At 55.2% G+C, this 23,711-nt stretch carries 19 protein-coding genes; 7 read left to right on the forward strand and 12 right to left on the reverse strand.

Annotation, left to right across the window (positions count from 1 at the left end; translation table 11 throughout):
- Both HP566_RS05660 and HP566_RS05665 read left to right on the forward strand, forming a co-directional pair.
- Complete coding sequence (locus HP566_RS05660; protein WP_249976290.1) at positions 1-1,116, forward strand: ABC transporter permease; 1,116 nt, start codon at positions 1-3, stop codon at positions 1,114-1,116.
- Positions 1,117-1,239: 123 nt separating this feature from the next.
- A complete protein-coding gene (locus tag HP566_RS05665; RefSeq protein ID WP_249976291.1) occupies positions 1,240-2,775 on the forward strand; it encodes a DASS family sodium-coupled anion symporter in 1,536 nt (511 codons plus the stop codon).
- 2 nt (positions 2,776-2,777) lie between these two features.
- Here HP566_RS05665 and recG read toward each other — a convergent pair whose 3' ends face one another.
- Positions 2,778-4,856 carry an ATP-dependent DNA helicase RecG gene (gene recG, locus HP566_RS05670; RefSeq protein WP_249976292.1) on the reverse strand — a complete coding sequence of 693 codons (2,079 nt, stop codon included), beginning with the start codon at positions 4,854-4,856 and terminating at the stop codon, positions 2,778-2,780.
- Positions 4,853-5,782 (reverse strand): hydrogen peroxide-inducible genes activator, encoded by a 930-nt coding sequence (locus HP566_RS05675; RefSeq protein ID WP_249976293.1) that lies wholly within the window; start codon positions 5,780-5,782, stop codon positions 4,853-4,855. The genes recG and HP566_RS05675 overlap by 4 nt, the downstream gene beginning before the upstream one ends.
- Positions 5,783-5,935: 153 nt before the next feature.
- Here HP566_RS05675 and HP566_RS05680 point away from each other — a divergent pair, with 153 nt between their 5' ends.
- The gene (locus HP566_RS05680; RefSeq protein WP_249976294.1) at positions 5,936-6,817 is read left to right on the forward strand and encodes an SDR family oxidoreductase; all 882 of its coding nucleotides are present in this window, start codon (positions 5,936-5,938) and stop codon (positions 6,815-6,817) included.
- 76 nt (positions 6,818-6,893) lie between these two features.
- Here the strand turns inward: HP566_RS05680 and HP566_RS05685 are convergent, their stop codons facing one another.
- From HP566_RS05685 to gmk, 4 genes are all read right to left on the reverse strand, one after another.
- A complete protein-coding gene (locus HP566_RS05685) occupies positions 6,894-7,283 on the reverse strand; it encodes a RidA family protein (protein WP_249976295.1) in 390 nt (129 codons plus the stop codon).
- A gap of 92 nt (positions 7,284-7,375) precedes the next feature.
- Positions 7,376-9,508: a RelA/SpoT family protein gene (locus HP566_RS05690; protein WP_249976296.1), complete on the reverse strand. Its 2,133-nt coding sequence runs from the start codon at positions 9,506-9,508 to the stop codon at positions 7,376-7,378.
- 28 nt (positions 9,509-9,536) lie between these two features.
- Positions 9,537-9,797 carry a DNA-directed RNA polymerase subunit omega gene (rpoZ, locus tag HP566_RS05695; protein ID WP_249976297.1) on the reverse strand — a complete coding sequence of 87 codons (261 nt, stop codon included), beginning with the start codon at positions 9,795-9,797 and terminating at the stop codon, positions 9,537-9,539.
- Between the two features lie 92 nt (positions 9,798-9,889).
- Complete coding sequence (gmk, locus tag HP566_RS05700) at positions 9,890-10,522, reverse strand: guanylate kinase (protein WP_249976298.1); 633 nt, start codon at positions 10,520-10,522, stop codon at positions 9,890-9,892.
- Between the two features lie 136 nt (positions 10,523-10,658).
- On the opposite strand from gmk, the gene HP566_RS05705 reads away from it, so the two are divergent.
- Positions 10,659-11,354, forward strand: coding sequence for an extensin family protein (locus HP566_RS05705; RefSeq protein ID WP_249976299.1), 696 nt, complete (start codon positions 10,659-10,661; stop codon positions 11,352-11,354).
- A 12-nt stretch (positions 11,355-11,366) separates the two neighbouring features.
- Here HP566_RS05705 and HP566_RS05710 read toward each other — a convergent pair whose 3' ends face one another.
- Complete coding sequence (locus HP566_RS05710; RefSeq protein WP_249976300.1) at positions 11,367-11,618, reverse strand: hypothetical protein; 252 nt, start codon at positions 11,616-11,618, stop codon at positions 11,367-11,369.
- Positions 11,619-11,725: 107 nt separating this feature from the next.
- Entirely contained in the window at positions 11,726-12,934 is a 1,209-nt protein-coding gene (locus HP566_RS05715; RefSeq protein WP_249976301.1) for an MFS transporter, read from the reverse strand.
- A gap of 249 nt (positions 12,935-13,183) precedes the next feature.
- Between HP566_RS05715 and HP566_RS05720 the strand changes: the two genes are divergently transcribed.
- Positions 13,184-13,795 (forward strand): DNA-3-methyladenine glycosylase family protein, encoded by a 612-nt coding sequence (locus HP566_RS05720; RefSeq protein WP_249976302.1) that lies wholly within the window; start codon positions 13,184-13,186, stop codon positions 13,793-13,795.
- A gap of 61 nt (positions 13,796-13,856) precedes the next feature.
- Complete coding sequence (locus HP566_RS05725) at positions 13,857-14,807, forward strand: LysR family transcriptional regulator (RefSeq protein ID WP_249976303.1); 951 nt, start codon at positions 13,857-13,859, stop codon at positions 14,805-14,807.
- A gap of 30 nt (positions 14,808-14,837) precedes the next feature.
- Here the strand turns inward: HP566_RS05725 and HP566_RS05730 are convergent, their stop codons facing one another.
- The 4 genes from HP566_RS05730 to HP566_RS05745 form a co-directional block, all read right to left on the reverse strand.
- The gene (locus HP566_RS05730; protein WP_249976304.1) at positions 14,838-15,836 is read right to left on the reverse strand and encodes a hypothetical protein; all 999 of its coding nucleotides are present in this window, start codon (positions 15,834-15,836) and stop codon (positions 14,838-14,840) included.
- Positions 15,833-17,221 (reverse strand): lyase family protein, encoded by a 1,389-nt coding sequence (locus tag HP566_RS05735; RefSeq protein WP_249976305.1) that lies wholly within the window; start codon positions 17,219-17,221, stop codon positions 15,833-15,835. The genes HP566_RS05730 and HP566_RS05735 overlap by 4 nt, the downstream gene beginning before the upstream one ends.
- Positions 17,222-17,224: 3 nt before the next feature.
- Positions 17,225-18,622 carry a C4-dicarboxylate transporter DcuC gene (gene dcuC, locus HP566_RS05740; RefSeq protein WP_249976306.1) on the reverse strand — a complete coding sequence of 466 codons (1,398 nt, stop codon included), beginning with the start codon at positions 18,620-18,622 and terminating at the stop codon, positions 17,225-17,227.
- A 202-nt stretch (positions 18,623-18,824) separates the two neighbouring features.
- Complete coding sequence (locus HP566_RS05745) at positions 18,825-19,700, reverse strand: pirin family protein (RefSeq protein WP_249976307.1); 876 nt, start codon at positions 19,698-19,700, stop codon at positions 18,825-18,827.
- A 476-nt stretch (positions 19,701-20,176) separates the two neighbouring features.
- Here HP566_RS05745 and hsdR point away from each other — a divergent pair, with 476 nt between their 5' ends.
- Positions 20,177-23,707 carry a type I restriction-modification system endonuclease gene (hsdR, locus tag HP566_RS05750; protein WP_249976308.1) on the forward strand — a complete coding sequence of 1,177 codons (3,531 nt, stop codon included), beginning with the start codon at positions 20,177-20,179 and terminating at the stop codon, positions 23,705-23,707.
- The last annotated feature ends 4 nt before the right edge of the window (positions 23,708-23,711 follow it).

A 23,711-nucleotide genomic window follows, 5' to 3' on the forward strand; every position in this document is an offset into this window, starting at 1 on the left:
ATGCGAGCCTTGGTCAACATACTGCATTTGGGTTTGAAGGAGCTGCGTACCCTGATTCGTGACCCGGCGATGATGGTGCTGATTGTCTACGCCTTCAGCCTCAGTATTTATTCAAGCTCCACAAGGATTCCAGAAACACCGCACCGGGCTACCATTGCGATTGTCGACGAAGACCGCTCGCCAGCATCACAGCGCATCGTCGATGCCTTCCAGGAGCCCTATTTCCTTCCCCCAACGCTGACCGACGCTGCACAGATGGATCGCGGCATGGACAGGGGACGCTTCACCTTCACCCTTAATATCCCGCCAGATTTCCAGCATGACCTGATTCGTGGCACCCAGACCACCCTGCAGCTTAATGTGGACGCCACTCAGGTCAGCCAGGCATTCACCGGCGCAGGGGCCATTCAGCAAATCATTAACGAGGAAGTCAGCCGTTTTATGGGTAACGACGACGCCTCTTCCCAGCTACCGGTACAAGCCATCGTACGGGCTGTTTTTAATCCTAACCTGACCGAATCATGGTTTGGTGCCGTTAACGAAATTATTAATCAAATCACCATGCTGTCGATCATTCTTACCGGAGCAGCGGTTATCCGCGAACGTGAGCATGGCACCATTGAGCATTTGCTGGTCATGCCGGTAACTCCCTTCGAAATCATGGCCGCCAAAGTATGGTCAATGGGGTTGGTAGTGCTGCTTGCCGCCACCTTATCGCTGTATGGTATTGTCGAAGGGTGGTTGCAGGTGCCGCTTCATGGATCGATAACGCTGTTTCTGTTTGGGGCAGCCCTGCACCTGTTCGCAACCACGTCGATGGGCATCTTTCTGGGGACTATCGCACGCTCAATGCCGCAGTTAGGGCTACTGATTATTCTGATCCTGATTCCCCTGCAAATTCTTTCCGGGGGAATGACACCCCGGGAAAGCATGCCCGACTTTGTACAAAACATCATGTTACTGGCCCCTACCACGCATTTTGTTGAACTCGGTCAACACATTCTCTTCCGAGGCGCGGGATTATGGGTTGTGTGGCCTCAGTTGCTGGCTCTGATGACTATTGGTGGTGTCTTCTTTCTGTTTGCCTTGTCACGCTTGAGAAAGTCGATGTCCTGACACCGATGATGCCAATGCCCAGGAACCGTTATCCCCCCTGGCCATCACGTTAGTATCACTGCTCCCGGTAGCAAGGCCGTAACGGTAAACCGGGACTCACCTTCCGAAATGACAGGAACACAGATGTTCAATACCGTCACAAGGTTATTGCAGTATTTTAAGGCCACTGTTCCCTTCCGTATCGTACCAGCACTCATCTCTACAGCGATTCTGATCGGCCTATGGCTTCTACCCACTCCGGACGGCCTGACGACGGATGCCTGGCGACTGGTGGCTATCTTTGTGACAACGATCGTCGCCATTATTCTTAAAGTCATGCCCATTGGTGTCATGGCGCTGATGTCCATTGTGGTGGTGACCCTGACGCAGGTCACCGCCGACTCTTCTGGTGCAGCGATCAACGATGCCCTGAGCAGTTTTGCCAGTCCATTGATCTGGTTGATCGTGGTGTCGATCCTTATTTCGCGGGGGTTGAAGAAAACCGGGCTTGGTGCTCGCATTGGTTTTATTTTCATTGCCATGCTGGGCCGTAAGACGATTGGAATCGGTTATGGGCTGGCGATCTGCGAGCTGGTACTGGCGCCGTTCACGCCGAGCAATACGGCTCGTGGTGGTGGCATCGTCCACCCGATCATGAAATCGATTGCCAACTCCTTCGACTCTTCACCTGACAAGGGCACACAGGGCAAAGTGGGCACCTATCTGGCGCTGGTCAACTACCACGCCAACCCCATCACCTCTGGCATGTTTCTGACAGCCACCGCTCCCAACCCACTGGTTGTTAACTATGTGGCCCAGGTAACCAACCAGAGCTTCCACTTGTCATGGGGCACCTGGGCACTGTGCATGCTGCTTCCCGGTCTGGTCTGCATCCTGTTGATGCCATTGATCATTTATCTACTCTCCCGCCCTCAAATCACGCAGACCCCTAATGCGGTGGAGCTTGCCAAAACAGAACTGGAAAAAATGGGCAAACTACAGCCCAAGGAAAAGGTGATGATGGGCACCTTTGCTCTGCTACTGGTGTTGTGGGCAGACCTTCCGGCGTTACTACTGGGCGGCTTGTTCGGCGTGGGACCATCGGCTCTTAATTATATGAGCCTAAGCCCTACCGTTGTTGCCACCCTGGGCCTGTTTATTCTGCTGATTACCGGTACGCTCGACTGGGATGATGTGTTGGGCGAGAAAAGTGCCTGGGATACCCTGATCTGGTTTGGTGCTCTGGTCATGCTGGCCGGGCAATTGAACGCGCTGGGCGTGATTGACTGGTTCTCCAGTGGCCTGCAGGGAGCCATCAGTGCCAGCGGCATACACTGGATCATGGCCGCTTCATTACTGGTGCTGGTCTTTGTCATCTCCCACTACTTCTTCGCCAGCACGACAGCCCACATTAGTGCCATGATGCTGGCTTTCCTGGCGGTAGGGGTCAATATCGTGCCGAGTGAGTATGTCATTCCATTCCTGCTGATGATGACCGCAGGCTCCACCATCATGATGACCCTCACCCACTATGCGACCGGCACATCACCGATCATTTTTGGCAGTGGTTATGTCACGCTGGGCAAATGGTGGGGCATCGGCCTGATCATGTGCTTTTTCGAGCTGTTCATTTTTGCCACCATTGGCCTGCTATGGTGGAAGCTGCTCGGTTTCTGGTAGCACTAAACCTGCCCATAGCGGCCCGCCGCCTCTCCTAGCCAGCGCCGTATCAGTATGGCGCTGGCTGCTGGCATGGTTTGCATTTCCGCTGCCAGCAGCGTAACGCGCTCAATCAGATCACCATCGCGCTCCAGGTCGGCGATCTTCATCTGCGCCAATCCTGTCTGGCGGGTTCCCAATACTTCACCCGGCCCGCGGATTTCCAGATCCTTTTCGGCAATGCGAAAGCCATCGGTGGTTTCACGCATCACACTTAGTCGCTGCCGGGAACTTCTGGAAAGCGGTGGATGGTACAGCAGGACACAAAAGCTTTCCGTGCTACCACGCCCGACCCGGCCACGTAACTGGTGTAGCTGGGAAAGCCCCAGACGCTCGGGGTTTTCGATAATCATCAGGCTGGCATTCGGCACATCCACACCCACTTCAATGACCGTGGTAGCCACGAGCAGATCGAGTTCCCCCTCCTTAAACGCTGCCATCACCTCAGCTTTTTCACTGGCTTTCATGCGTCCGTGTACCAGCCCGATATTCAGCTCGGGTAGTGCTTGCGTCAGTTCATCCCGCGTCACTTCCGCTGCCTGGCACTGTAAGGCTTCGGACTCTTCAATCAAGGTACATACCCAATAAGCCTGCCGGCCATCACTACAGGCACGGCGAATACGCTCAACCACTTCTGGGCGGCGCGCGTCTGAAACCACCACGGTTTTTACCGGAGTACGCCCTGGCGGCAATTCATCAATGATTGAGATATCCAAATCCGCGTAGGCGCTCATAGCCAGCGTGCGGGGAATCGGGGTTGCGGTCATGATCAGTTGGTGAGGGGTTAAACCACCGGCTTCACCTTTCTCGCGCAGTGCCAGGCGCTGATGAACACCGAAGCGGTGCTGCTCATCAATAATGGCCAACCCCAGGCACTGAAAATGCACATCGTCTTGAAAAAGCGCATGGGTGCCCACCACCATACGCGCCCGGCCATCGGCAATCGCGGCTTTGGTATCCAGCCGGGCTTTGCCTTTTAGCTTACCCGCCAGCCATGCCACCTCAATCCCCAGGGGTTCGAACCATGCTTTAAACGAGCGGTAGTGCTGCTCAGCGAGAATTTCTGTAGGGGCCATCATCGCCGCCTGGCAATTGCCTGCCAACGCTGACAGCGCGGCCATGGCAGCCACCACAGTCTTGCCTGAGCCAACATCTCCCTGTACCAGCCGCAGCATCGGTACCTGCCGGGCAAGATCCAGGGTGATCTCTTCCAGTACCCGGCGCTGGGCACCGGTCAATGCAAACGGCAGTTGGGCTAAAAAGCGGGTTTGCAGGCTGCGCCCTGAGGGAAGTTCTGGCGCGCCATCCGCCTGGATACGCAAGCGCACTGCCCGTAAACTGAGTTGATGGGCCAGTAGTTCTTCCAGGGCCAACCGGCGAGTGGCTGGATGCTGGCCTTGGGTAAGCTGCTCTAAATCCACATCTGGTGGCGGCTGGTGCAAAAGATGCAGACTGGCATGCAGGCCCGGCAGGCGAAACCGTTGGCGCAGCCCATCGGGAATCACTTCAGGCAGTGCTTCGGGGGTGCGCTCCAGCATACCAAGCGCCTGCTGAGTCAGCGCGCGCAGCCGGGTTTGATGCAATCCTTCAGTAGTGGGGTAAATTGGCGTGTAGTACTCCTCTACCGGGGTTTCGCTGCCTCCGCTCAGCCGGTACTCCGGGTGATAAATCTCCAGGCCCGTTGCCCCTGCCCTGGCCTCACCGAAAGCACGTACGGTCACACCAGGGCGCAACTGCTGTTGCTGGGCAGGCGAAAAATGGAAAAACCGCAGGCTTAAAATACCGCTTCCATCACGCAGTCTCACCAGCAGGCTGCGCCGACGTCCCTTCACCACATCACTGGCGGTCACTTCACCTTCAATCACGGCTTCATACCCTGCCCGCAACTGCCCAATGGGCGTTAACCGGGTACGGTCCTGGTAGCGCAGCGGCAGATGAAACAGCAGGTCACTGACGCGCTCAACCCCCAGCCGAGCCAGCTTAATAGCTAATGCTTCGCCTACGCCCTTGAGCGCTGTCACCGGTGAAGATAGGTCGCTCATGGGGTCACGCTGGCCGTGTGAACAGGCTGTCGGCACTTGCTGATCGCCATAGACAAGGCATCAATGGCTTTGGGCCGCGGAAAGCTTGCCCGCCACGCAATCGCGACGGTACGGGAGGGTGCGGGATCAACAAAGGGGCGGCTCACCAGCATCAGGTTTTCATATTGATCGGTACCTAACGCTGACTGTGGCAGCACGGTAATCCCCAGCTTTGAAGCTACCATATGGCGGATAGTTTCCAGCGAGCCGCCTTCCGCAATCAAGGTGTTGTTGGGGCTGTTCAGCTTTTGAGTAATTGCCGGGCAGGCTTCTAAAATCTGGTCGCGGAAGCAGTGCCCTTCGCCCAGCAGCAGTAGCCGCTCTTCCAGAAGGTCCTCTTTGTTGATCGCCTCACGCTCTACCCAGCGATGGCAGGCAGGCATTAATACCTCGAAGTGTTCATCATAAATCGGCTTGGTAACCACATCCGTTTCAGTGAACGGTAGCGCCACAATAATCACATCCAGCTCGCCACTACGCAGCTTGGTGCGTAGTGTGCCGGTCATTCCCTCTTCGATATAGAGCGGCATTTGGGGCGCAGCATTGGCCAGCGCAGGAATTAAATGTGGAAACAGATAGGGCCCAATAGTGTAAATTGCCCCTATACGCAGTGGGTTCTCCAACTGATCTTTGCCTGCACTGGCCATTTCATAAATCAGGCTGCTCTGCTCCAGCACCCGTTGCGCCTGGGCAATAATTTTCTCCCCCAGCGGTGTTACCTGCACGGTTGATTTGGAGCGCTCGAAGAGCGGTATCTCCAGCTCCTCTTCAAGTTTCTTGACCGCCACAGAGAGCGTTGGCTGAGAAACATGGCAGCGCTCTGCTGCGCGTCCAAAGTGGCGCTCTTGGGCAAGGGTTACGATGTAGCGAAGTTCTGTTAAAGTCATAACGGTGCCGGCTGGCATCCTCTCGTAGTTGCTCGTATCTAATAATGGTGACAATTAACGGGATGGAAGGGACAAGCAAGCTCTATAGACGATGTCACATCTCATAGAGACTTTGTATCTGATAGGGAATATTTATCAAGAGGAGTGAGCAAGGTGAAGCTAACGGTACTGATTATCGGCTGTGGAGACATTGGCATTACCCTGGGTCGCGAACTACTCAGCGAGGGGCATCGCGTTATTGGGATACGCCGCCAGGCTGATGCCTTACAGGGTAGCGGTATTGAGCCGCTTGCGCTTGACCTCAATGACCTTGAGGGCGCTGATGCCTCTGCACTACCTCAAGTCGACTACGTTATTTACACCGTCAGCGCTGACCGGTTCGAGGAGAGCGCCTATCAAAGCGCTTATCCCGATGGCCTAAAACGCGTATTGAGCGTGCTGGAGCAGCATGAAACACCACCCCGCCGCATTTTCTTTGTTTCGTCGACCAGCGTCTACGGCCAACAGGAAGGCGAAGCGGTTAGTGAAGAGAGCCCTACTGATTCAACCAGCTTCTCTGGCAACTTAATGTATGAAGCGGAGCAGGCGCTACTTAACCACCCACTTCCAGGTACCGTTGTGCGCTTTTCCGGCATTTACGGCCCAGGCCGCGACCGCTTGATACATCAGGTGGCGGAAGGCCGCATTGCCGCCGTGACGCCGGTTATCTACTCCAACCGTATTCACCGGGACGACTGCTCAGGGATTCTGGCACATTTGATCCACTGCCAGGAGAGTGGCAAGCCCCTTGCCGACCTGTATCTGGGCAGCGACTGTGAACCCGTCACCCTGCACAATGTAATGTCGTGGCTCGCCAAACAGCTCAAAGTGGAGTCGACGGAAACCATGCAGTCCCCCCTGCGCCGTCGGGCCAGCAAGCGCTGCGACAACAGCCGTATTCGCGAAACAGGCTATACGTTCCGTTACCCCACTTATAAAGAAGGCTACGCCCAGGTACTAAAAGAGGGTGGCTTTTTAAAACTGCAAAAAGCCTGAACCCCCTGGTATAAGCTGAGCAAGAGCGAGCCAGTGGTTCGCTCTTTTTTTATGCACGACAGTGTATCAGCCAAGCTTAATCGCCAATCACCATGACCGCTTCCGCTTCCACCTGACTACCCTTTGGCAGTGCCTTTACGCCAACGGCGGCACGGGCGGGGAACGGTGATGAAAAGAACTCTTCCATTACCTTGTTAACGATTGCAAAGTTATCCAGATCAACCAAGTAAAGGTTCAGCTTAACGATATCACCAAGCGAACCGGCCGCTTCTTCGCAGACAGCTTGCAGGTTAGTGAATACCTGGCGCGCTTGAGCCTCAAAGTCATCAGAGACAATTTCCATGGTCTCTGGGTTCAGTGGAATCTGGCCCGAGAGATACACGGTATTGCCCGCTTTAATGGCTTGGGAATAGGGGCCGATGGCGGCGGGCGCTTTATCAGTATTGATAACGGCTTTATTGCTCATGGGTTCTCATACTCCTTAATGGTTGAATAGTGATTATTTTTGCCCCATAGCTATCGCTGCCAGCCGTTAGCCAGCAACGGGTACCGGAGCTATTAATTTGCCATTCGGGTTATCTTGCCAACGTTGGGCAGGTTGCGGATACGCTTAATAATGCGGGCAAGGTGTACGCGGCCTTTCACCGACAGGGTTAAGTTAACGGTGGAAAGATGTGCATCACGCTCTTCAATGCCGATACGTTCGATATTGGCATCGGCATCCGTTACCAGCCCGGCCAATTCAGCGACCAATCCGCGGCGGCTTTCAATTTCAATGCGCAGCGCAACGGGGAAGTCTTCGTCGATGGTTTCAGACCATTCGAGGGCAAACAGCTTGTCGGGGTCGTTTTTACGCTCAATAAGATTTTTGCACTCGCTACGGTGCACCACCATCCCTTTACCTACCGAAAGATGGCCCACTACCGGATCACCGGGCAACGGGTGACAGCAGCGGGCAAAGTTAAGCACCATCCCTTCACTGCCGCTAATCAGTACAGCTTTCTCACCACCTGGCCCGGAGGTCTGATCAAAACTGCCGCCATGGGCGACATCCACCAGGCGACGCGCCACTACATGCGCCATGCGGTTACCCAGCCCCAGCGCCTCTAGCAACGAGTCCAGCGAGGAGACATCCAGCTCTTTAAAAGCCTGGGTGAACACGCTTTCGTCCAGCTCTTCCAGGCTGGTTTCAAAAGGCGTAAGCGCCTTATTCAAGAGCCTGCGCCCCAGCATGATGGCTTCCGCCTGCTGTTGGTGCTTGAGGGCATGGCGAATCGCTGAGCGTGCCTTGGCCGTAGTCACAAAGTTAAGCCATGCCAAATTGGGCCGCGCACCAGGGGCAGTGATAATTTCCAGGGTTTGACCGCTTTCCAAGCGAGTGGAGAGCGGCGCCAGATGGCGATCAATACGGCAGGCAATACAGTTATTACCTATATCAGTATGCACGCTATAGGCAAAGTCAATCACTGTGGCGCCCTGGGGCAGCTCCATAATGTCGCCTTTGGGGGTGAACACATAGATATCATCGGGAAACAGGTCATTTTTAACGTGTTCAATAAACTCCAGCGAATCCCCTGCGTGACGCTGCATTTCCAGCAACCCCTTCACCCAGGCACGGGCACGGGCATGGCTACCTTCGGCAATGGGATGGGTAGTCTGCCCGGCTTTATAGAGCCAGTGGGCGGCAATACCATTGTTCGCCATGGCTTCCATTTCGCGGGTACGGATCTGCACTTCAATCGGCATACCCCGTTGACCAAACAGCGTAGTGTGCAGGCTTTGGTAGCCGTTCGCCTTGGGAATCGCAATATAATCTTTGAACCGCCCCGGCACTGGCTTATAGAGGTTATGCACCACGCCTAAAATACGGTAACAGCTGGCGACATCTTCGGTGATAATGCGGAAACCAAACACATCCATGATTTCCGCAAACGGTTTGCGCTGGTCACGCATTTTTTTATAGATCGACAACAAATGCTTCTGGCGACCAATCACCGTTCCCTGTAACGCCTCGTCATCCAGGCTCTGCTGGAGCGACGACTGAATTTCCCGCATGGCACTACGACGGTTGCCCCGGGCACTGGCCACAGCGCGCTTAATGCGCTCTGAGCGCATGGGGTGAATCGCCTGGAACGACAGGTCTTCAAGTTCAATCCGGATGGTATTGATACCCAGCCGTCCGGCAATACGCGCGTAAATCTCCAGAGTTTCACGGGCAATGCGGCGCTTTTTATCCGGCCGCAGCGCGCCCAGTGTGCGCATGTTATGCAGTCGATCCGCCAGCTTGACGATGATAACGCGAATATCCCGCGACATCGCCAACACCATCTTTTGGAAATTTTCCGCCTGGGCGACAGCTTTATCTTCAAAGGTAATCTGGGTCAGTTTGGAAACCCCATCAACCAGTTCAGCGACGGGCTTGCCAAATTGCGCTGCCAGGGCCTTTTTCGAAACACCGGTATCTTCAATAACATCGTGCAACATGGCGGCCATCAGGCTCTGATGGTCCATGTGCATGTTGGCAAGAATATTGGCAACCGCCAGCGGATGGGTAACGTAAGGCTCACCAGAGCGGCGGCGCTGACCATCGTGGGCCTGCTCGGCGTAGTAGAAGGCGCGCTTGACCTGCTGGATCTCGTCCGGGGGTAAATAGCCGCCGAGTCGATCGGCCAGGTCATCAATGGTGAACATTTACCGCGCCCCTGATCGGTTCTTAACCTTAGTCGTCGATGTGAGTGCTAGGCGTCATCGCTGGGCGAGCACGCACCGGGGCTTCAACCGGCTCATCCAGTACCGTGTGATCCACCAGGCCTGCCGCAATTTCACGCAGCGCCATTACCGTGGGCTTGTCGTTTTCCCAGGGCAGTTGAGCTTCGCGGGAGCCGCGGGCCAGCTGGCGGGCACGCTGGGTGGAAATCATCACCAGCTTAAAGCGGTTTTCAACATTTTCCAGACAATCTTCAACGGTTACGCGAGCCATGAGGGCCTTCCTGTAATGACGACGCTGGGCTGGCGTTGTAAAAAAACGCCGCCAGCCCAGCGAAAAAAAGAGTAGCGATAGAACCTGATAGATTACTCGACGCCAGGCGCCTGTGACAAGAGCGCATCGAGCAGTGGCGCGTGGCGCGCCTGCATGGCTGCCCGTGTTAGACGACGGCTGATCACCAGCGACTGGAGCTCTTGCAGCGCGGTAGTGAAGTCATCGTTGATCACCAGATAGTCATATTCATTAAAATGAGACATCTCGCTAACCGCATCGCGCATACGCCGGGCAATAACGGCATGCTCATCGGTGCCACGGCTTGAGAGACGGCGTTCAAGCTCACTGCGTGAGGGTGGCAGAATAAAAATCGACACCGCCGAAGGCATTTTCTCCCGCACCTGCTGGGCACCCTGCCAGTCAATCTCTAAAATTACATCCTGCCCTGCATCCAGCAACGTTTGTACCGCCTGGCACGATGTTCCATAGTAATTATCAAAGACCCTGGCATACTCAAAAAGCTCACCACGCTCAATCATCGCTTTAAAGTCGGGCACTTGAATGAAATGGTAGTTCACTCCGTCCACTTCGCCTTCACGCTGCACGCGCGTAGTGTGCGACACCGATACTTGAATGCCATCCAGGCTTTCGATCAGTTCGCGGACCAAACTGGTTTTACCAGCACCCGACGGGGCAGAAATAATAAAAAGCGTACCCTGGGACATGAAGCATTTCCCTAGTTGGCGAAGATGAGTCAGGCAATTGCCGAGCATAATAATTGGTGCGCAGTATCGCATACCCATGGCGTAGACTGTAGGGTTTCGCGCAGGGTGATAAGGAAAGAGTGATAAGGAGATCAGCATGCGCAGCACCATCGTTATTTTATGCGTCATTGCATTAGGTGTCGCATTACAAAAGGGCCTGATTGAAATTCCCCGCCACTGGGCTCCCTGGGCACCACTCTATATTGACGACCCCATTACCCCTGTCACTCAAATAAAGCTAAAACGATTATCCAGTGACCGGGAGGCCTGCCTGGCTGCTCTGGACACCGTACCGGATGGCGAGCTTAGCTATATCCCCATGGCAGATTACTCACCCACCGCCAACTGCCCGCTTACCAATATTGTGCGTATGCAATCCAGTAGCGTCCGTTTTAACCAAAGCTTTGTAGCCACCTGCCCCCTGGCACTGGCATGGGTCATGTATGAACGCCATGCTCTCCAACCCGCCGCCCAGGAGATAATGGGTAGCCAGATTGCCCAGGTAAACCATGTAGGCAGCTTCGCCTGCCGGAATGTGTATGGTCGCGAATCAGGCAGGCGCAGCGAACATGCTACTGCCGAAGCACTGGATGTTGTGGGTTTCCAGTTTGCGAATGGTCAGCACACTACAGTGATCAATCACTGGGATGACGGGGGAGCGATGGGAGATTTTTTACGGGCTGCCCGGGACGGAGCCTGCGATACATTTGGCAATGTACTGGGGCCAGACTATAACGCCGCGCATGCCGATCATTTCCATATGGGCATGCGAGGCTTCAGGCTGTGCCGGTAAAGCATCTGGCCGTTAATCCAGACGAATATCGTCTTCATCGGTGGCAGCACCAGTGGCAGCGCCAACTCCACCGCCAATAACCGCCCCCCGGGTAACACTGCCGCCGGTAACCGCGGCAGCACCTGCCCCCACTGCGGCTCCCACGCCCGCACCACTGGCAGCACGTTCGCCAGTGGTAGAGCCACAGCCAGCCAGAACCAGGGTAAGTGCAGCAATAGCACTTAGCGATAATACGCGTGAGAACTTAATTACCTGGGTATGCATAGGGTCATCTCCTTATGAGTTGCACCTATACACCCTAGGAATGTTTGGCGGTTATTGCCACTTTTCATAACCTAATTCATTAATAAGAAAAGCCTTTTATTAATGCATTAATGCGGTTGGGCAACCTGATAGGTGCGTTTTTCCAGCCAACACCCACCAGCAAAAATCAGCAAGCCCAAGCATGCTAAACCAGCTCCTACTAACCCTGTGCTTGACCAGCTAAAACCTGCGCTGATGGTTATCCCAGCAAGCCATGCCCCTAATGCGTTAGCCCCATTAAAGGCGGCGTGGTTGAGCGAGGCCGCCATAGTTTGGGCATCCTCTGCCACATCCATCAAGCGGGTTTGTAGTGAAGGGGCCAGCGCCATGCTGGTTCCTACCAAACCGACGAACAAAAGCCCTGTCCACACGTTATTAGCCGCGAAGTAAAATAGTCCCTGAACGACACCACACCAGAGCAGGATGGCCGGAATCGCCCGCATGAGGTTTTTATCCGCCATGCGGCCACCGATTAAATTGCCTGCGATTGAGCCAAGGCCAAAAATCACCAGTACAAGTGGCCCTAGTGACTCGCTCATCCCCGCCTGCTGAGTCAGTGTCGGCATCACATAGCTGAAAATAGCGAACATGCCACCGCAACCAATACAGGCAAGAGCCAGTGCCACTAAAACGCGCTGTTTCAACAACGCAGACAGCTCACTCAGGGGGCTCGCAAAGGCATCCAAAGGCTGAACAGGTACAAACAGCCGGATCAATACGGCGGTTAACAGGGCAATAACGCCTACGCCGGCGAACGCGATTTGCCAGCCAAACAAATTGCCGGCCCAGGTACCTAGTGGCGCTCCGATTAAAATCGCCACCGTTAACCCCAGCATTACTCTGGAAATGGCGCGCGCACGCTGGTCCACCGGTACTGCTCCCGCCGCCACCAGTGCCGCAATGCCAAAATAGGCGCCGTGGGGCAAACCTGCGAGAAAGCGCAGCCCCACAAATGACCAGAAACCAGGGGCCATGGCGCTGGCAATGTTACCCACTGCAAATACCAGCATGAGTACAATCAAGAGCAACCGCCTGGGCGCCCTGGCAGCCAACGCTGAAATCAATGGCGCACCCACCACCACGCCCAGTGCGTAGCTGCTGATCGCATAACCCACTTGAGGCACGGTAACGGCTAAATCACCCGCGACGCGGTTCATCAACCCCATGATGACGAACTCGCTGGTACCAATACCAAAGCCACCCAGCGCCAACACGAATTCGGCCAGGCGCGGGTTACGCGCCAGCCCTTGTGGTGACGATGCTGTCGAATCCTGCATACTTATCTCCTTGTGATACCGCTCTGCTGGTATCTCGATTAGCGCTAAATGATCGCAGGATTCGACGAAAGTATAAATACGCAGCATTTAAAAAAGTTAGCAGGCGAATATAACTGGCAGCGCCAAATGAGGAACCCTGACACTGTTCAAGCGTTCTTACCGAACCTATGAACAATACTTGTGCCTAAGAAAGCTAACGTAATATACGGTTCCCTTAAAAGAGGGCTCACTTAACAGCGCGAGGACGCCATGACGCCAACTACTATCGAGCAGGCCATGCAGGCGCTCGCCGAGGCGGATGCGGATATTGCCCGCGCCTACCCGCTAGTGGGCGCCCCCAGCCCGCGCCAGCGTGATCATGGTTTTGCTACGTTTTTCGGCACCATCATAAGCCAGCAGATCTCCACCGAGGCTGCCCGCGCGATCATGGGTCGTGTAAACACCCTGCTGCCGGAACTGCACGCCAAGGCAGTGATGGAGGTGGAGAGCCAGGCCCTGCGTGATGCAGGCCTCTCCTGGCGTAAGATCGAGTATGCAAAAGGGCTCGCGGAAGCGGAGCTAGCAGGTACCTTTAGCGCCGATGGCTTAGCCCATTTAAGCGATGATGACGCCATTGCCGCGATTACTGAGCTGCGGGGTTTTGGCCGCTGGAGCGCAGAAATTTATCTGATGTTCTCGCTTCAGCGCCCGGATATCTTTCCCGCCGACGACCTCGCCCTGCGGGTTGCCCTGGGCCGCTTAAAAGGTATGGAAGACAAGCCTACGCCCAAGCAGGCGCGCCAGTTGGTGGAGCATTGGTCTCCCTGGCGCAGCGTGGGTTCGTTGTTTCTGTGGCACTACTACCGGGGCGAGCCGTTATAAAGGGAGAAACCCGCTATAATCGCTGCCTTAACATGCTTACGGTAATAAGAATAATGGTGCTATGAATTTAAAAGCATTACGCCTGTTTAGGCTGACCGTATTACACGGCTCACTCTCAGCTGCGGCTCAATCCGTCAGCTTGAGCCAGCCCGCCGCCAGTCGCCTGATATCCGCACTGGAAGGGGAGCTGAAGCTTACGCTATTTGTACGCAATCACCAAAAGCTGTCATTAACCCAGGAGGGGGAACGCTTCTACCGGGAAGCCGAGCATATTCTCAATGGCGTTGAGGAGATCCCCTCTATTGCCAGTGAGATTCGCCAACGCAGTGTGGAGGCGCTGCGCATCATTACCTCTGCCCCACTGGGTGCCACCCTGTTGCCTTCGGTTGTCGGGCGGCTGCGAGCATCCTGCCAGGAGCTTAACTGTAAGATTGATATCGGCAGCCGGTTCGATGTCGAACGCCTTGTTGGCTCGCGCCGATATAACTTGGGGCTACTCTCGCTACCGGTTGAGAATGCGATTGTCGATTTATCGGTCACTCCTACCCTCAAGGCTCGCACCCAGGTGCTGCTACCTGTCGACCACCCACTAGCCAAGCAAACATACATTCCGATTGAGGCACTGGCGGAGATGCCCTTCGTTACCCTCAGACCGAAACAGATATGGCGACAACGTCTGGACCGCCTGTTCGAAACCATCGGCCAGAGGCCCAGAATCGCGCTGGAGGTAGGCTCGACCCAACTGGTGCCAAGCTTTGTGGAAGCAGGCTTTGGCTTGGGCTTGCTGGATAGAGCGTGCTGTGGCTCCAACCTTAATGGCAAAACCGTTATGCGCCCGCTATCCCCCGCAAGTGAACTTACCTATGCCTGTATTCTGCCCCCGGCCGGGCAGCGCCCTATTGCGCAACGCTTTATCGAAGCACTGCGTCAGGACCTTGAGGAGAAGTGTGAGCAGGAGCGTGAATTCGCTGACAATATCCACGTTCTGCCCCCGCCCGAACACTTTGTATAACGGTTCCAAATTGTCTCGAGCTGGAGGGTGTCAGTTATTCGGGGCCGTCTCGGGTGTCGTCACATCAAAGGCTCCTGTGCGCTCGAAGGCATCAAACTGCGCAGCGGCGAAGGAAGCAACTTTGGCGTTGTCATGACCAGCCTCCGGTACGGTCTGGAAGACCCAGTTAAAGTCCAGGTCAAAGCGGGTCGCTTGCTGCTCGGCAGTTTTGTAATAGCCCCACGCACGTTCAACACGATGATCTCCCTGTGCCATCGCTTGGTAACTACGGCGCAGAAAACGGTGCCACGGATCATTATCCTCATCGCCCACCGTCACCAGCAGGTTGTGCGCAAACAGCTGGCGTTGCTCATCCTGACCCAATTCGACCGGGGAATTCGCCAACCCATAAGGCCACTCATTGTCGGTGTCGGGTAGCGTCCACCAGCCGGCTGCCGAGCAGATCGTTGCCTGAGCATTGCTTTCGGGCACAAACGTCATCATGCGGTGAACAAACTGGCAGCCCGCGCTATGGCCAAACAGATAGTAACTCTCCCGCTCAGTCTGCCCACCCTCCTGGAGATCGCTGTAGAGGGCATCGATAACGCTAAACGACCACTCCTCGGGCGGGTTTACTTCGCCATCCTCGGTGGTCAGGTTCCCCAGGTTATAGCCTGCCACGCCGGGATAGTCTTGCGGAGAAAAGCGCGGCACCACAATAGTGAAATTGTACTGGTCTGCGGCCTCCACCCAGGCATCACGGTACTCATCGGCATTGCGCCGTATCCCGGTTAACACGAACACGGTAGGCGTTTGGGCGTCAGCCCCTTCGGGGACGTAGTGGTACACATCGATGTGTCGCTCTGTATCCCGCAGCGTAAAGGTAGTCATACCACTTCCCGTGGCAAGCACCTCGCCTGCCATAGCACCTGTTGCCACGCCAATGCCACCCAGCAGCAGCCATGCTGGCCACGGGTTTGCCCTTGCGATCCGGTTTGCTTTGGCCGGGCTTTTTAAGCTCACCGAGTTATTAGCTATTGTTGTTATCATGCGGTTTCCTCATTGAGTGTGCTCCTCAAGCGCTTGGCACTGGCCTGCGCCGACGCCGCTAACTGCAAGGCAATCTGACGGCTTTGGCCGGTGTAGTGAAGCGGATTAAGCGCGGCTTCCAATGCCTGCCGCTCGCTGTAATGACGGCGTACGGTGTCATGCTCGAACAGGGTAGTGGCGAAGGAGTTACCGGTGTCTTGGCTGCGGGTAATCGCCTCATGGACAAGGTCGTGGGCCCGCTGGCGCCCAATGGACCTGGCCAGTTCCAGCATCACCTGCTCCGACATCAACGGCGCGGCATTGGCCATTAACGTTTCCTGCATACGGGCAGGGTTGGGTAGCAGCCGTTCAAGCAGGGTTTGCTGGCTAACTGCCAACTGATACGCCAAAGCCCCCGCCTTATCCAGCAGCGTATAGAGGCGGAAATTGCAGGCGGCATCTCCTTCATGGGAGGGAAGCGCGGTTTCCAGCGCTGGCGCGGCCAAACTTCTTAGCTCCCCCGCTTGGGCGAGCAAATTGACAGCATATTTAGGGTTGAACTTGTGTGGCATAGTACTGCTGCCCACAACACCTTCATCCTGGTCTTCTGAGACCTCTTCGAACTCATTGGCCATTAAGGTATACAGCTCTTGCCCCATGCGTTCACAGCCCGCAGCAAACAGCGCCAATACCCCGATATACTCGACCAGCCCATCAACCGCCGCGCGGGAATGCACCCGGGAGACGCCCAACCCTAGGCGGCCAGCCATCGCCTGCGCCAACGACTGGCCCTGTTCGCCATAGCTGTGCATGGCACCACTTGCCCCGCCGAAAGTGAGCACAAAGGCCCGCTTTTCGGCTAACTCAAGTCGCTGGATATTGCGTTCCAGCTCCTCTATCCAGCCCGCGACCTTGTAGCCAAACGTGATGGGAAGCGCATGACGACGATTGGTTCTCGCCACACAGGGCCAATCAGCTCCCTTTTCGGCCAATGCGGCCAGTAGCTCTAGCTGATTGGCCAGCCGCCCTTTAAGCCAGCGATGGGCACACTGCAACTGCAGTACTTTTCCGGTCAGAATGATGTTCTGAGTGGTCGCACCAAGATGCACATAGCCGCCGGCATCACCATCACAACGCTCTGCCAGTGCCCTCACCAGAGACATCACCGGCGACATGGTGCGTTCAATATCCGCCGCCAGCGCGTCAACATCCAACTGCTCTAGCATGGCACAACGGGCGATCTCGTCAGCGGCCTGCTGGGGAATCATCTCAAGTTCCGCCTGAGTCAGCGCCAGGGCACGCTCCACTTCCAGCCACGATTGCCAAGTGGCCTCGCGGGAGAACAGTGAATCGGCAGAATCAGGCAGTGTTTCACACGCCATGAAGGTTTCCTTGGTCGGCATCATGGGTTACTCAAGTCCAATAAACAATGCGGTATAGATAAACAGCATCACCAACGCGCCAATCAATGGGATGGCTGTACGCTTGACGATATCGATAGGGGAACAGCCAGCCGCTTCACTGACCGCAATAATCACACCCGAGACGGGAGACAGCGCACGCGCCAGCCCTGCTGTGAATTGCAGCGGCAGTAGAATCGCAACAGGCCCCGCCAATGACGTTGCCGTGACGCTAGGCGCAAGCCCGGCAAAAGAGAAGAACGCGGCATTACCCGAACCGGTAAGAATGGTCGTTACCGCTACCAGCAAACAGGTAATCAGTATCATGCCGAACAGCCCAAAGCCAACGTTCTGAGCGGAGCCGATCATAAAATCAATCGCACCAATTGCTGTTAACCCCGCCGCGAAAAACTCCGCGCAGATAATCAGCGAGATGATGGAGGTAAACATTTGCCCCATGCCCTGAAAGAAGGTCATAAAGCCTTTAAATACCGCCTGGAGCTCGTGCCGCTTACGAAACATCTCGCAGAATAGCCCCAGTACCGCCCCGATGATCATCGCTGTCACGACGCCAAGCTCTATCTGATGAATCAGCAGTTGGCTGAAGATCAGGATCATGCTGAGAGGCAAAATCGGCAACAGGGCGTAGAAGGCGGGAATATGCGCTTTTTGATCAGTAGTGCCTGAGTCCTCTACCACCCCGAATGAAGCATTTTGCTCGGGAACATGCCCACTACGACGATCGAAGTACTTGGCGCTAAAGTAAGTGAGAATGCAGATTACCGGCACAATAAACAGGGCGGCGGGTACCTGATACTGGGCGAAGTAGATCGCCACATCCATATCGGCGGTATAAGCCGCCAGATTGGCAGTACCTGAAGCAGGCCCCAGATCCAATACCGACGTGGTACCAATCATGGCCGCAGCAGCGGCTTTACTGACACCCAGCCTGACCAGGGTGGGATAAAGCGTGACCAGGAGCAGCATGGCCAGCCCGGCTGCACTGGGTATAAAAATATTCAGCACCTGCCCCACGGCATAGCCCAATGCCAGCACCACATAGGGTGCCTGCATTCTCAGCAATGGCCGAGTGCCGATATTGACCATCGCCTGAGTCGCGCCAATGTGATCCATATATTTGGCAAACCCACCGGCCGCCATAATGATCAACCCAAGCCCAGCCAGGCGATAGGACATGATCTGATGGATGAACTCGAAGATATCGAAGCCTGACCACCCACTGGATTCGATACCTTCAAACAGCACCGACTGCGCCGGAAAAAAGGCAGCCGTTAGCGCAAACAGCGCTAGCCCCGCCAGCAGCAGCACCGTTTGCGGCTGGTATTTCTTGATGATCAAGGTACCGGCTGAGGCGGTTACCGTGATGGCAAGGAGGAACGCAATCATTTTCACTTCCCGTGATTTTATTGGTGTCATCACGGTAGGGAGGAGTGACTGCGCTTGGCTATTGCAATTTTGCTATGTGCCCATCACATTGCTGCATATTCCTCTATGTGCATGATTAATCAGAAGATAAGGAAACTAATGCGAATAGCTTCCCACACTGGCTAGACCAAAGTTGTAGCGCCAAATCCGCTTGGTACCGGCGCTAAACGTGTAGCCCACCAAAGCGCCCGGCCTGATAATCCTCCACCGCTTGAGCGATCTCTTCACGGGTATTCATCACAAAGGGGCCATGGGAGTAGACAGGCTCATTAATCACATCCCCATGGCCAAACAGCAGGCGCGCATCGCTGCTAGCTTCGATAACAACACTATCGCCATCGCGGTCTACTTCGATCAGGTGGCGAGGGTGAACGGGCTCACCGCCCACCTCAACGTTCCCCTCTACGACATAGAGAAACACCTGCCGCCCAGCTGCGCTGGGTAGCTGCTCCCGAGCACCGGCAGGCAGCCGTAACGTAGACATAAACACGCCAGTTAGCGACTCGATAGGCCCCGCCTGCTCCTGCCACTGCCCGGCAATCAGGTTCAGCTCACCGCCACCCGGTAAGCCAATGGCAGGAATCGACGCCTGCTGCAGCTCCACATAGCGCGGCTCGCTCATCTTCAAGCTGGCTGGAAGATTGACCCACAGCTGCAAAATCTCCAACGGGCCGCCCTCACGCAGAAACTCCGGTGGCGAAATTTCCGCGTGCACGATGCCACTGCCCGCCGTCATCCACTGCACACCCCCTTGATGGATAACGCTTTGGTGTTTGGCACTATCCGCATGGGCAAGCGACCCTTCCAGAATAAACGTCACCGTTTCAAACCCACGGTGTGGATGCGGCCCAAAGGGCAGCCCCCGGTTGTTAGCCGGGTACACCTGCGGGCCGTGATGATTCAAAAACAGAAACGGATCAAGCTGTTCAAGCTTTGGTCCTGGCAGTGGCCGCCGGGTGACCAAATCACCGATATCATCCCGCATGGCAGAGTGCTGGGCGACGACACGACGAACGGATTGAGCATTGGCTGATAGCATAACGTACTCCTTACAAATATCCCCTAGCGTAAAATCTACGCCTGCTAATAAGGAGTGAATAATTTGCCCCGGCTCATTGAAGGAAGTTGGTAGAAGCGACTGTCACTCAGAACTCCATCACCACCGTCACGCCGACACCTTCAAATTTATCTATGTTCATCAGCGCATCAATCACCTGCTCCTGGGTATCAGAAGTGAATCATTTGCCTCTGTGAAATCGCAGAGAGTTGTTGGCTACTCGTCTAACAAGAGCCGCTATTTGCGGCATAGTGTTTGTCGTAATTTTCCTAAGAGGGTCTAGGGAACAAGAGCAGGCACATGCTGTTGAACAGCAGAAGATAGGTAAGGCGCCTTTTACATACATGGTGCCGTCTCTCAAAAGTAGACTTAGCAAAGCACTTTATATTTCATTAATATGGATTTCTATTTTGTGGCAGCGATAAAGCAAAAGTGCAAAGAAATGGAGAGTAAAGAGAATGACAACTACCCATCCCCCCAGCAACTTTGGCTTTTTAGCAGAGCACGCTGCGCTATTTGTCGAACTCTCCACCGCTGCTGAACACGCCTTTGTTAGCGACCCTAACACCACCTTGATCAAGCTGCGTCAATTGGGGGAAGCGCTCGCTCAGCATATGGCGGCGCTCTCCGGGGTTGAGTTTGATAACCAAACCAGCCAAGCCGACCTGCTCTACCGCTTAAACCGCGAGCTGCACCTGGAGCCTCAGGTAAAAGAGCTATTCCACACCCTGCGTATTGAAGGCAATAAAGCGACCCATCAGTTTCGTACCCGCCACAAAGAAGCCATGGATGGCCTAAAGCTGGCCCGCGAACTGGCTATCTGGTTCCACCGCTCGTTTGGTAAAGCAGGCACCGCCTTCAAGCCTGACCCTTTTGTACCGCCCGCCGACCCCAGCGCCCAGCTGCGCCAGCTTCAAAGCGATATTGAAAATCTCCGCCACGAGCTTCAACACGCCAATAAAGCGCTGGATAGTAGCCAGCAGCTTAGCCAACTGGTCGAGCAAGAGAAGCAGGAGTATGAGGCGCTGGCGTTTGCCATGGATGAAGAGTCCCGCGCCCTGGCAAAACAGGCCCAAAGCAACGAACAAGCATTAACCCAGCAGCAACACGCTTACGAAGCCAAAATCCGCGCCCTGCAAACACAGCTCGTCGCACAGGGTGAAAGCAGCGTTAACCAACAGCGCCAGCAGGTAGCCAGTAAAACCAAAGCCGCCAGCGACACATTAGTGCTGAGTGAAGAGTTAACACGGATACTGATTGATCAGCAGCTCAATGAGTCCGGCTGGGAAGCCGACAGCCAAGAGATTACCTTTCAAAAAGGCGCTCGCCCCGAGAAAGGTACCTACCGCGCTATTGCTGAATGGCCCACTCAGCCAGTGCATCAAACCAATGGCCAAAAGGAACGAGCAGACTATGTGCTGTTTTGCGGCTTAACGCCGATTGCCGTGGTCGAGGCCAAAAAAGAGAACGCCAATGTGGCGGGCAAGATTGACCAATCCGAGCGCTACAGCAAAGGTCTAAGCGTTGAGCCACCACAGGTCGGTGCCTGGGAGCTTGCCGGGCGCACCATTGCCTGGCCCGCCGATGAAGAAGGACACTTTAAAGTACCTTTTGTGTACTCCTGCAATGGCCGCCCCTATCTGCCCCAGCTAGCCGAACAGTCGGGCACCTGGTTTCGCGATGTGCGAGAGCCCAGCAACACCCGCCGCGCCCTGCCTCGCTTTCATACCCCCGGCGGCCTGTTAAACCTGCTGGAACGCGATAGAGAAAACGCCGACAAGCTGTTGAAACACGAGCCATTCGGTTACCTGCGGTTAAGGGAGTACCAGCAAAAGGCGATTCTGGCGACTGAACATGCATTGGCCCACGGCACCCGCTCTGCCCTGCTAGCCATGGCCACGGGCACCGGCAAGACGCGCACCATCATCGGCCTGATGTACCGGTTTCTAAAAACCGAGCGTTTTCACCGCATTCTATTTCTGGTCGACCGTACCGCCCTTGGCGATCAAGCCATTGATGCCTTCAACGAAGCGCCGCTGGAGCAGAACCAAACCCTAAGCAAAATCTACAATGTGGCAGAGCTTGGCGATATGGCAGCAGAAGCGGAAACCCGCGTGCAGGTGGCCACCGTGCAGGCTATGGTGAAGCGCATTTTTATGAGCGATCAGCCACCGCCAATTGATCAATTCGACTGCATCATTATCGACGAAGCCCACCGCGGCTACACGCTAGACCAAGAGATGACCGAAGGCGAGCTAGCCACACGTGACGCCAGCCAGTACCTCTCCAGCTATCGCAGGGTGCTTGATTACTTTGATGCAGTCAAAATCGCGCTGACTGCCACCCCGGCCAAGCATACCAGCGAGATTTTCGGCAAACCTGTATACACCTACTCCTACCGGGAAGCGGTGGCGGACGACTGGCTGATCGACCACGAGCCGCCCATACGCTATGAAACCCTGCTGACCCAAGAAGGCATCCAGTTCGAGAAAGGTAAGCCCATAGAGGTGATCAACACCCAAACCGGCGAAGTCGATACCACTGAACTAGAAGATGAGCTGCGCTTCGACATCGACGCCTTCAATCGCCAGGTCATCAACGAAAACTTCAACCGCGTAATCTGCGAGCAGCTAGCCGAAGAGCTAGACCCGTTTGGCGATGAAAAAACGCTGATTTTCTGCGCCACTGACCTTCACGCTGATATGGTCAAACGTCTGCTGGATGACGCCTTCAAAGCGCTCTATAACGGCAGCTACCACCAGGCAGCAGTGGCTAAAATCACCGGCAAAAGCGATAAGGTCGACCAACTGATCAGGCGTTATAAAAACGAGCGCTACCCCAATATCGCGATTACCGTCGATCTACTTACCACCGGCATCGACGTACCGAAAATCTGCCACTTGGTATTTATGCGTCAGGTGCGCTCGCGGATTCTTTTTGAACAGATGATTGGTCGTGCCACCCGACGCTGTGATGAGATCGGCAAGACCGTGTTCACCATCTACGACCCGGTGGATATCTACGCCGCCCTGGCGGAGGTCAACACCATGAAGCCGTTGGTGCGAGACCCCAGTATCAGCCTTGAGCAGTTGGTAGATGAATTGACCGATGAGCACCAGTTGGAAAATGCGCTAAATAGCCCCGGCGAACAGCAGGGCGAAAGCCAGGCAGATGTAGTGCTAAGCCAGCTCAGTCAAAAAGTGATGCGAGTACTGCGCAAAGCCGAGACCAAAGCAGAAAATAAACCCGCGCTTAAACAAAAGCTTAATGACCTGCACAATCTATGGGGCGTGGAGCCCAACAAACTCCATGAGCATTTACATAAGCTGGGGCCAAGGGAGGCATCCAAATTTCTTCGCCAGCATAGCGGCTTGATACACCAGCTAGCCGAGGTGAAGCACCTAGTGGGCAGCGAACGTATGCCGGTGATTTCCGAGCACGATGATGAGATACGCGAGCGTAGCCAGAGCTACGGCGTCCATAAACGCCCGGAAGACTACCTGGATAGCTTCAATGCGTTTATCAAAGAGCAGATCAACCAATCTGCCGCCTTAGCCGTGGTCGTCAACCAACCTCGCGACCTAACCCGCCAACAGTTGAAAGAGGTTAAAGTGCTGCTGGATAACCACGGCTACTCGGAAGCCAACCTACAAAGCGCCGTGCGCAACCATACCAACCAGGATATTGCCGCCAGCATCATCGGCCACATTCGCCGCGCTGCTCTCGGCGAGCCATTAAAGCCGTTTGAACAGCGCGTGGCCGATGCCATGGATCGCCTCTACACCCAGCACGACTGGACGCCCAACCAACGCAAGTGGCTAGGAAAGCTGGCCAAACAGCTTACCAAAGAAGTGATTCTGGATCGGGAGACCGTCAACCAGCTTCCCGCCTTCCAAGGCGGCGCCAAGCAGCTGGATAAAGTGCTTGGGGAACAGTTGGACAGCGTGCTGGAAGAGTTAAATGAGGCAATATGGCCAGAAACCGGCTGATTTC

It is taken from the genome of Vreelandella olivaria (genome assembly GCF_023507745.1).
Classification (GTDB): Bacteria; Pseudomonadota; Gammaproteobacteria; order Pseudomonadales; family Halomonadaceae; genus Vreelandella; species Vreelandella olivaria_A.

Bases quoted from the DNA above. Each gene is read 5' to 3' on its own strand.
- HP566_RS05725 (WP_249976303.1), top strand. From the start codon at position 13,857: ATGAATTTAAAAGCATTACGCCTGTTTAGGCTGACCGTATTACACGGC.
- rpoZ (WP_249976297.1), bottom strand. From the start codon at position 9,797: ATGGCTCGCGTAACCGTTGAAGATTGTCTGGAAAATGTTGAAAACCGC.
- HP566_RS05705 (WP_249976299.1), top strand. From the start codon at position 10,659: ATGCGCAGCACCATCGTTATTTTATGCGTCATTGCATTAGGTGTCGCA.
- HP566_RS05745 (WP_249976307.1), bottom strand. From the start codon at position 19,700: ATGCTATCAGCCAATGCTCAATCCGTTCGTCGTGTCGTCGCCCAGCAC.
- dcuC (WP_249976306.1), bottom strand. From the start codon at position 18,622: ATGATTGCGTTCCTCCTTGCCATCACGGTAACCGCCTCAGCCGGTACC.
- gmk (WP_249976298.1), bottom strand. From the start codon at position 10,522: ATGTCCCAGGGTACGCTTTTTATTATTTCTGCCCCGTCGGGTGCTGGT.
- HP566_RS05690 (WP_249976296.1), bottom strand. From the start codon at position 9,508: ATGTTCACCATTGATGACCTGGCCGATCGACTCGGCGGCTATTTACCC.
- HP566_RS05675 (WP_249976293.1), bottom strand. From the start codon at position 5,782: ATGACTTTAACAGAACTTCGCTACATCGTAACCCTTGCCCAAGAGCGC.
- HP566_RS05710 (WP_249976300.1), bottom strand. From the start codon at position 11,618: ATGCATACCCAGGTAATTAAGTTCTCACGCGTATTATCGCTAAGTGCT.
- HP566_RS05735 (WP_249976305.1), bottom strand. From the start codon at position 17,221: ATGATGCCGACCAAGGAAACCTTCATGGCGTGTGAAACACTGCCTGAT.
- HP566_RS05665 (WP_249976291.1), top strand. From the start codon at position 1,240: ATGTTCAATACCGTCACAAGGTTATTGCAGTATTTTAAGGCCACTGTT.
- HP566_RS05720 (WP_249976302.1), top strand. From the start codon at position 13,184: ATGACGCCAACTACTATCGAGCAGGCCATGCAGGCGCTCGCCGAGGCG.
- HP566_RS05685 (WP_249976295.1), bottom strand. From the start codon at position 7,283: ATGAGCAATAAAGCCGTTATCAATACTGATAAAGCGCCCGCCGCCATC.
- hsdR (WP_249976308.1), top strand. From the start codon at position 20,177: ATGACAACTACCCATCCCCCCAGCAACTTTGGCTTTTTAGCAGAGCAC.
- HP566_RS05660 (WP_249976290.1), top strand. From the start codon at position 1: ATGCGAGCCTTGGTCAACATACTGCATTTGGGTTTGAAGGAGCTGCGT.
- recG (WP_249976292.1), bottom strand. From the start codon at position 4,856: ATGAGCGACCTATCTTCACCGGTGACAGCGCTCAAGGGCGTAGGCGAA.
- HP566_RS05715 (WP_249976301.1), bottom strand. From the start codon at position 12,934: ATGCAGGATTCGACAGCATCGTCACCACAAGGGCTGGCGCGTAACCCG.
- HP566_RS05730 (WP_249976304.1), bottom strand. From the start codon at position 15,836: ATGATAACAACAATAGCTAATAACTCGGTGAGCTTAAAAAGCCCGGCC.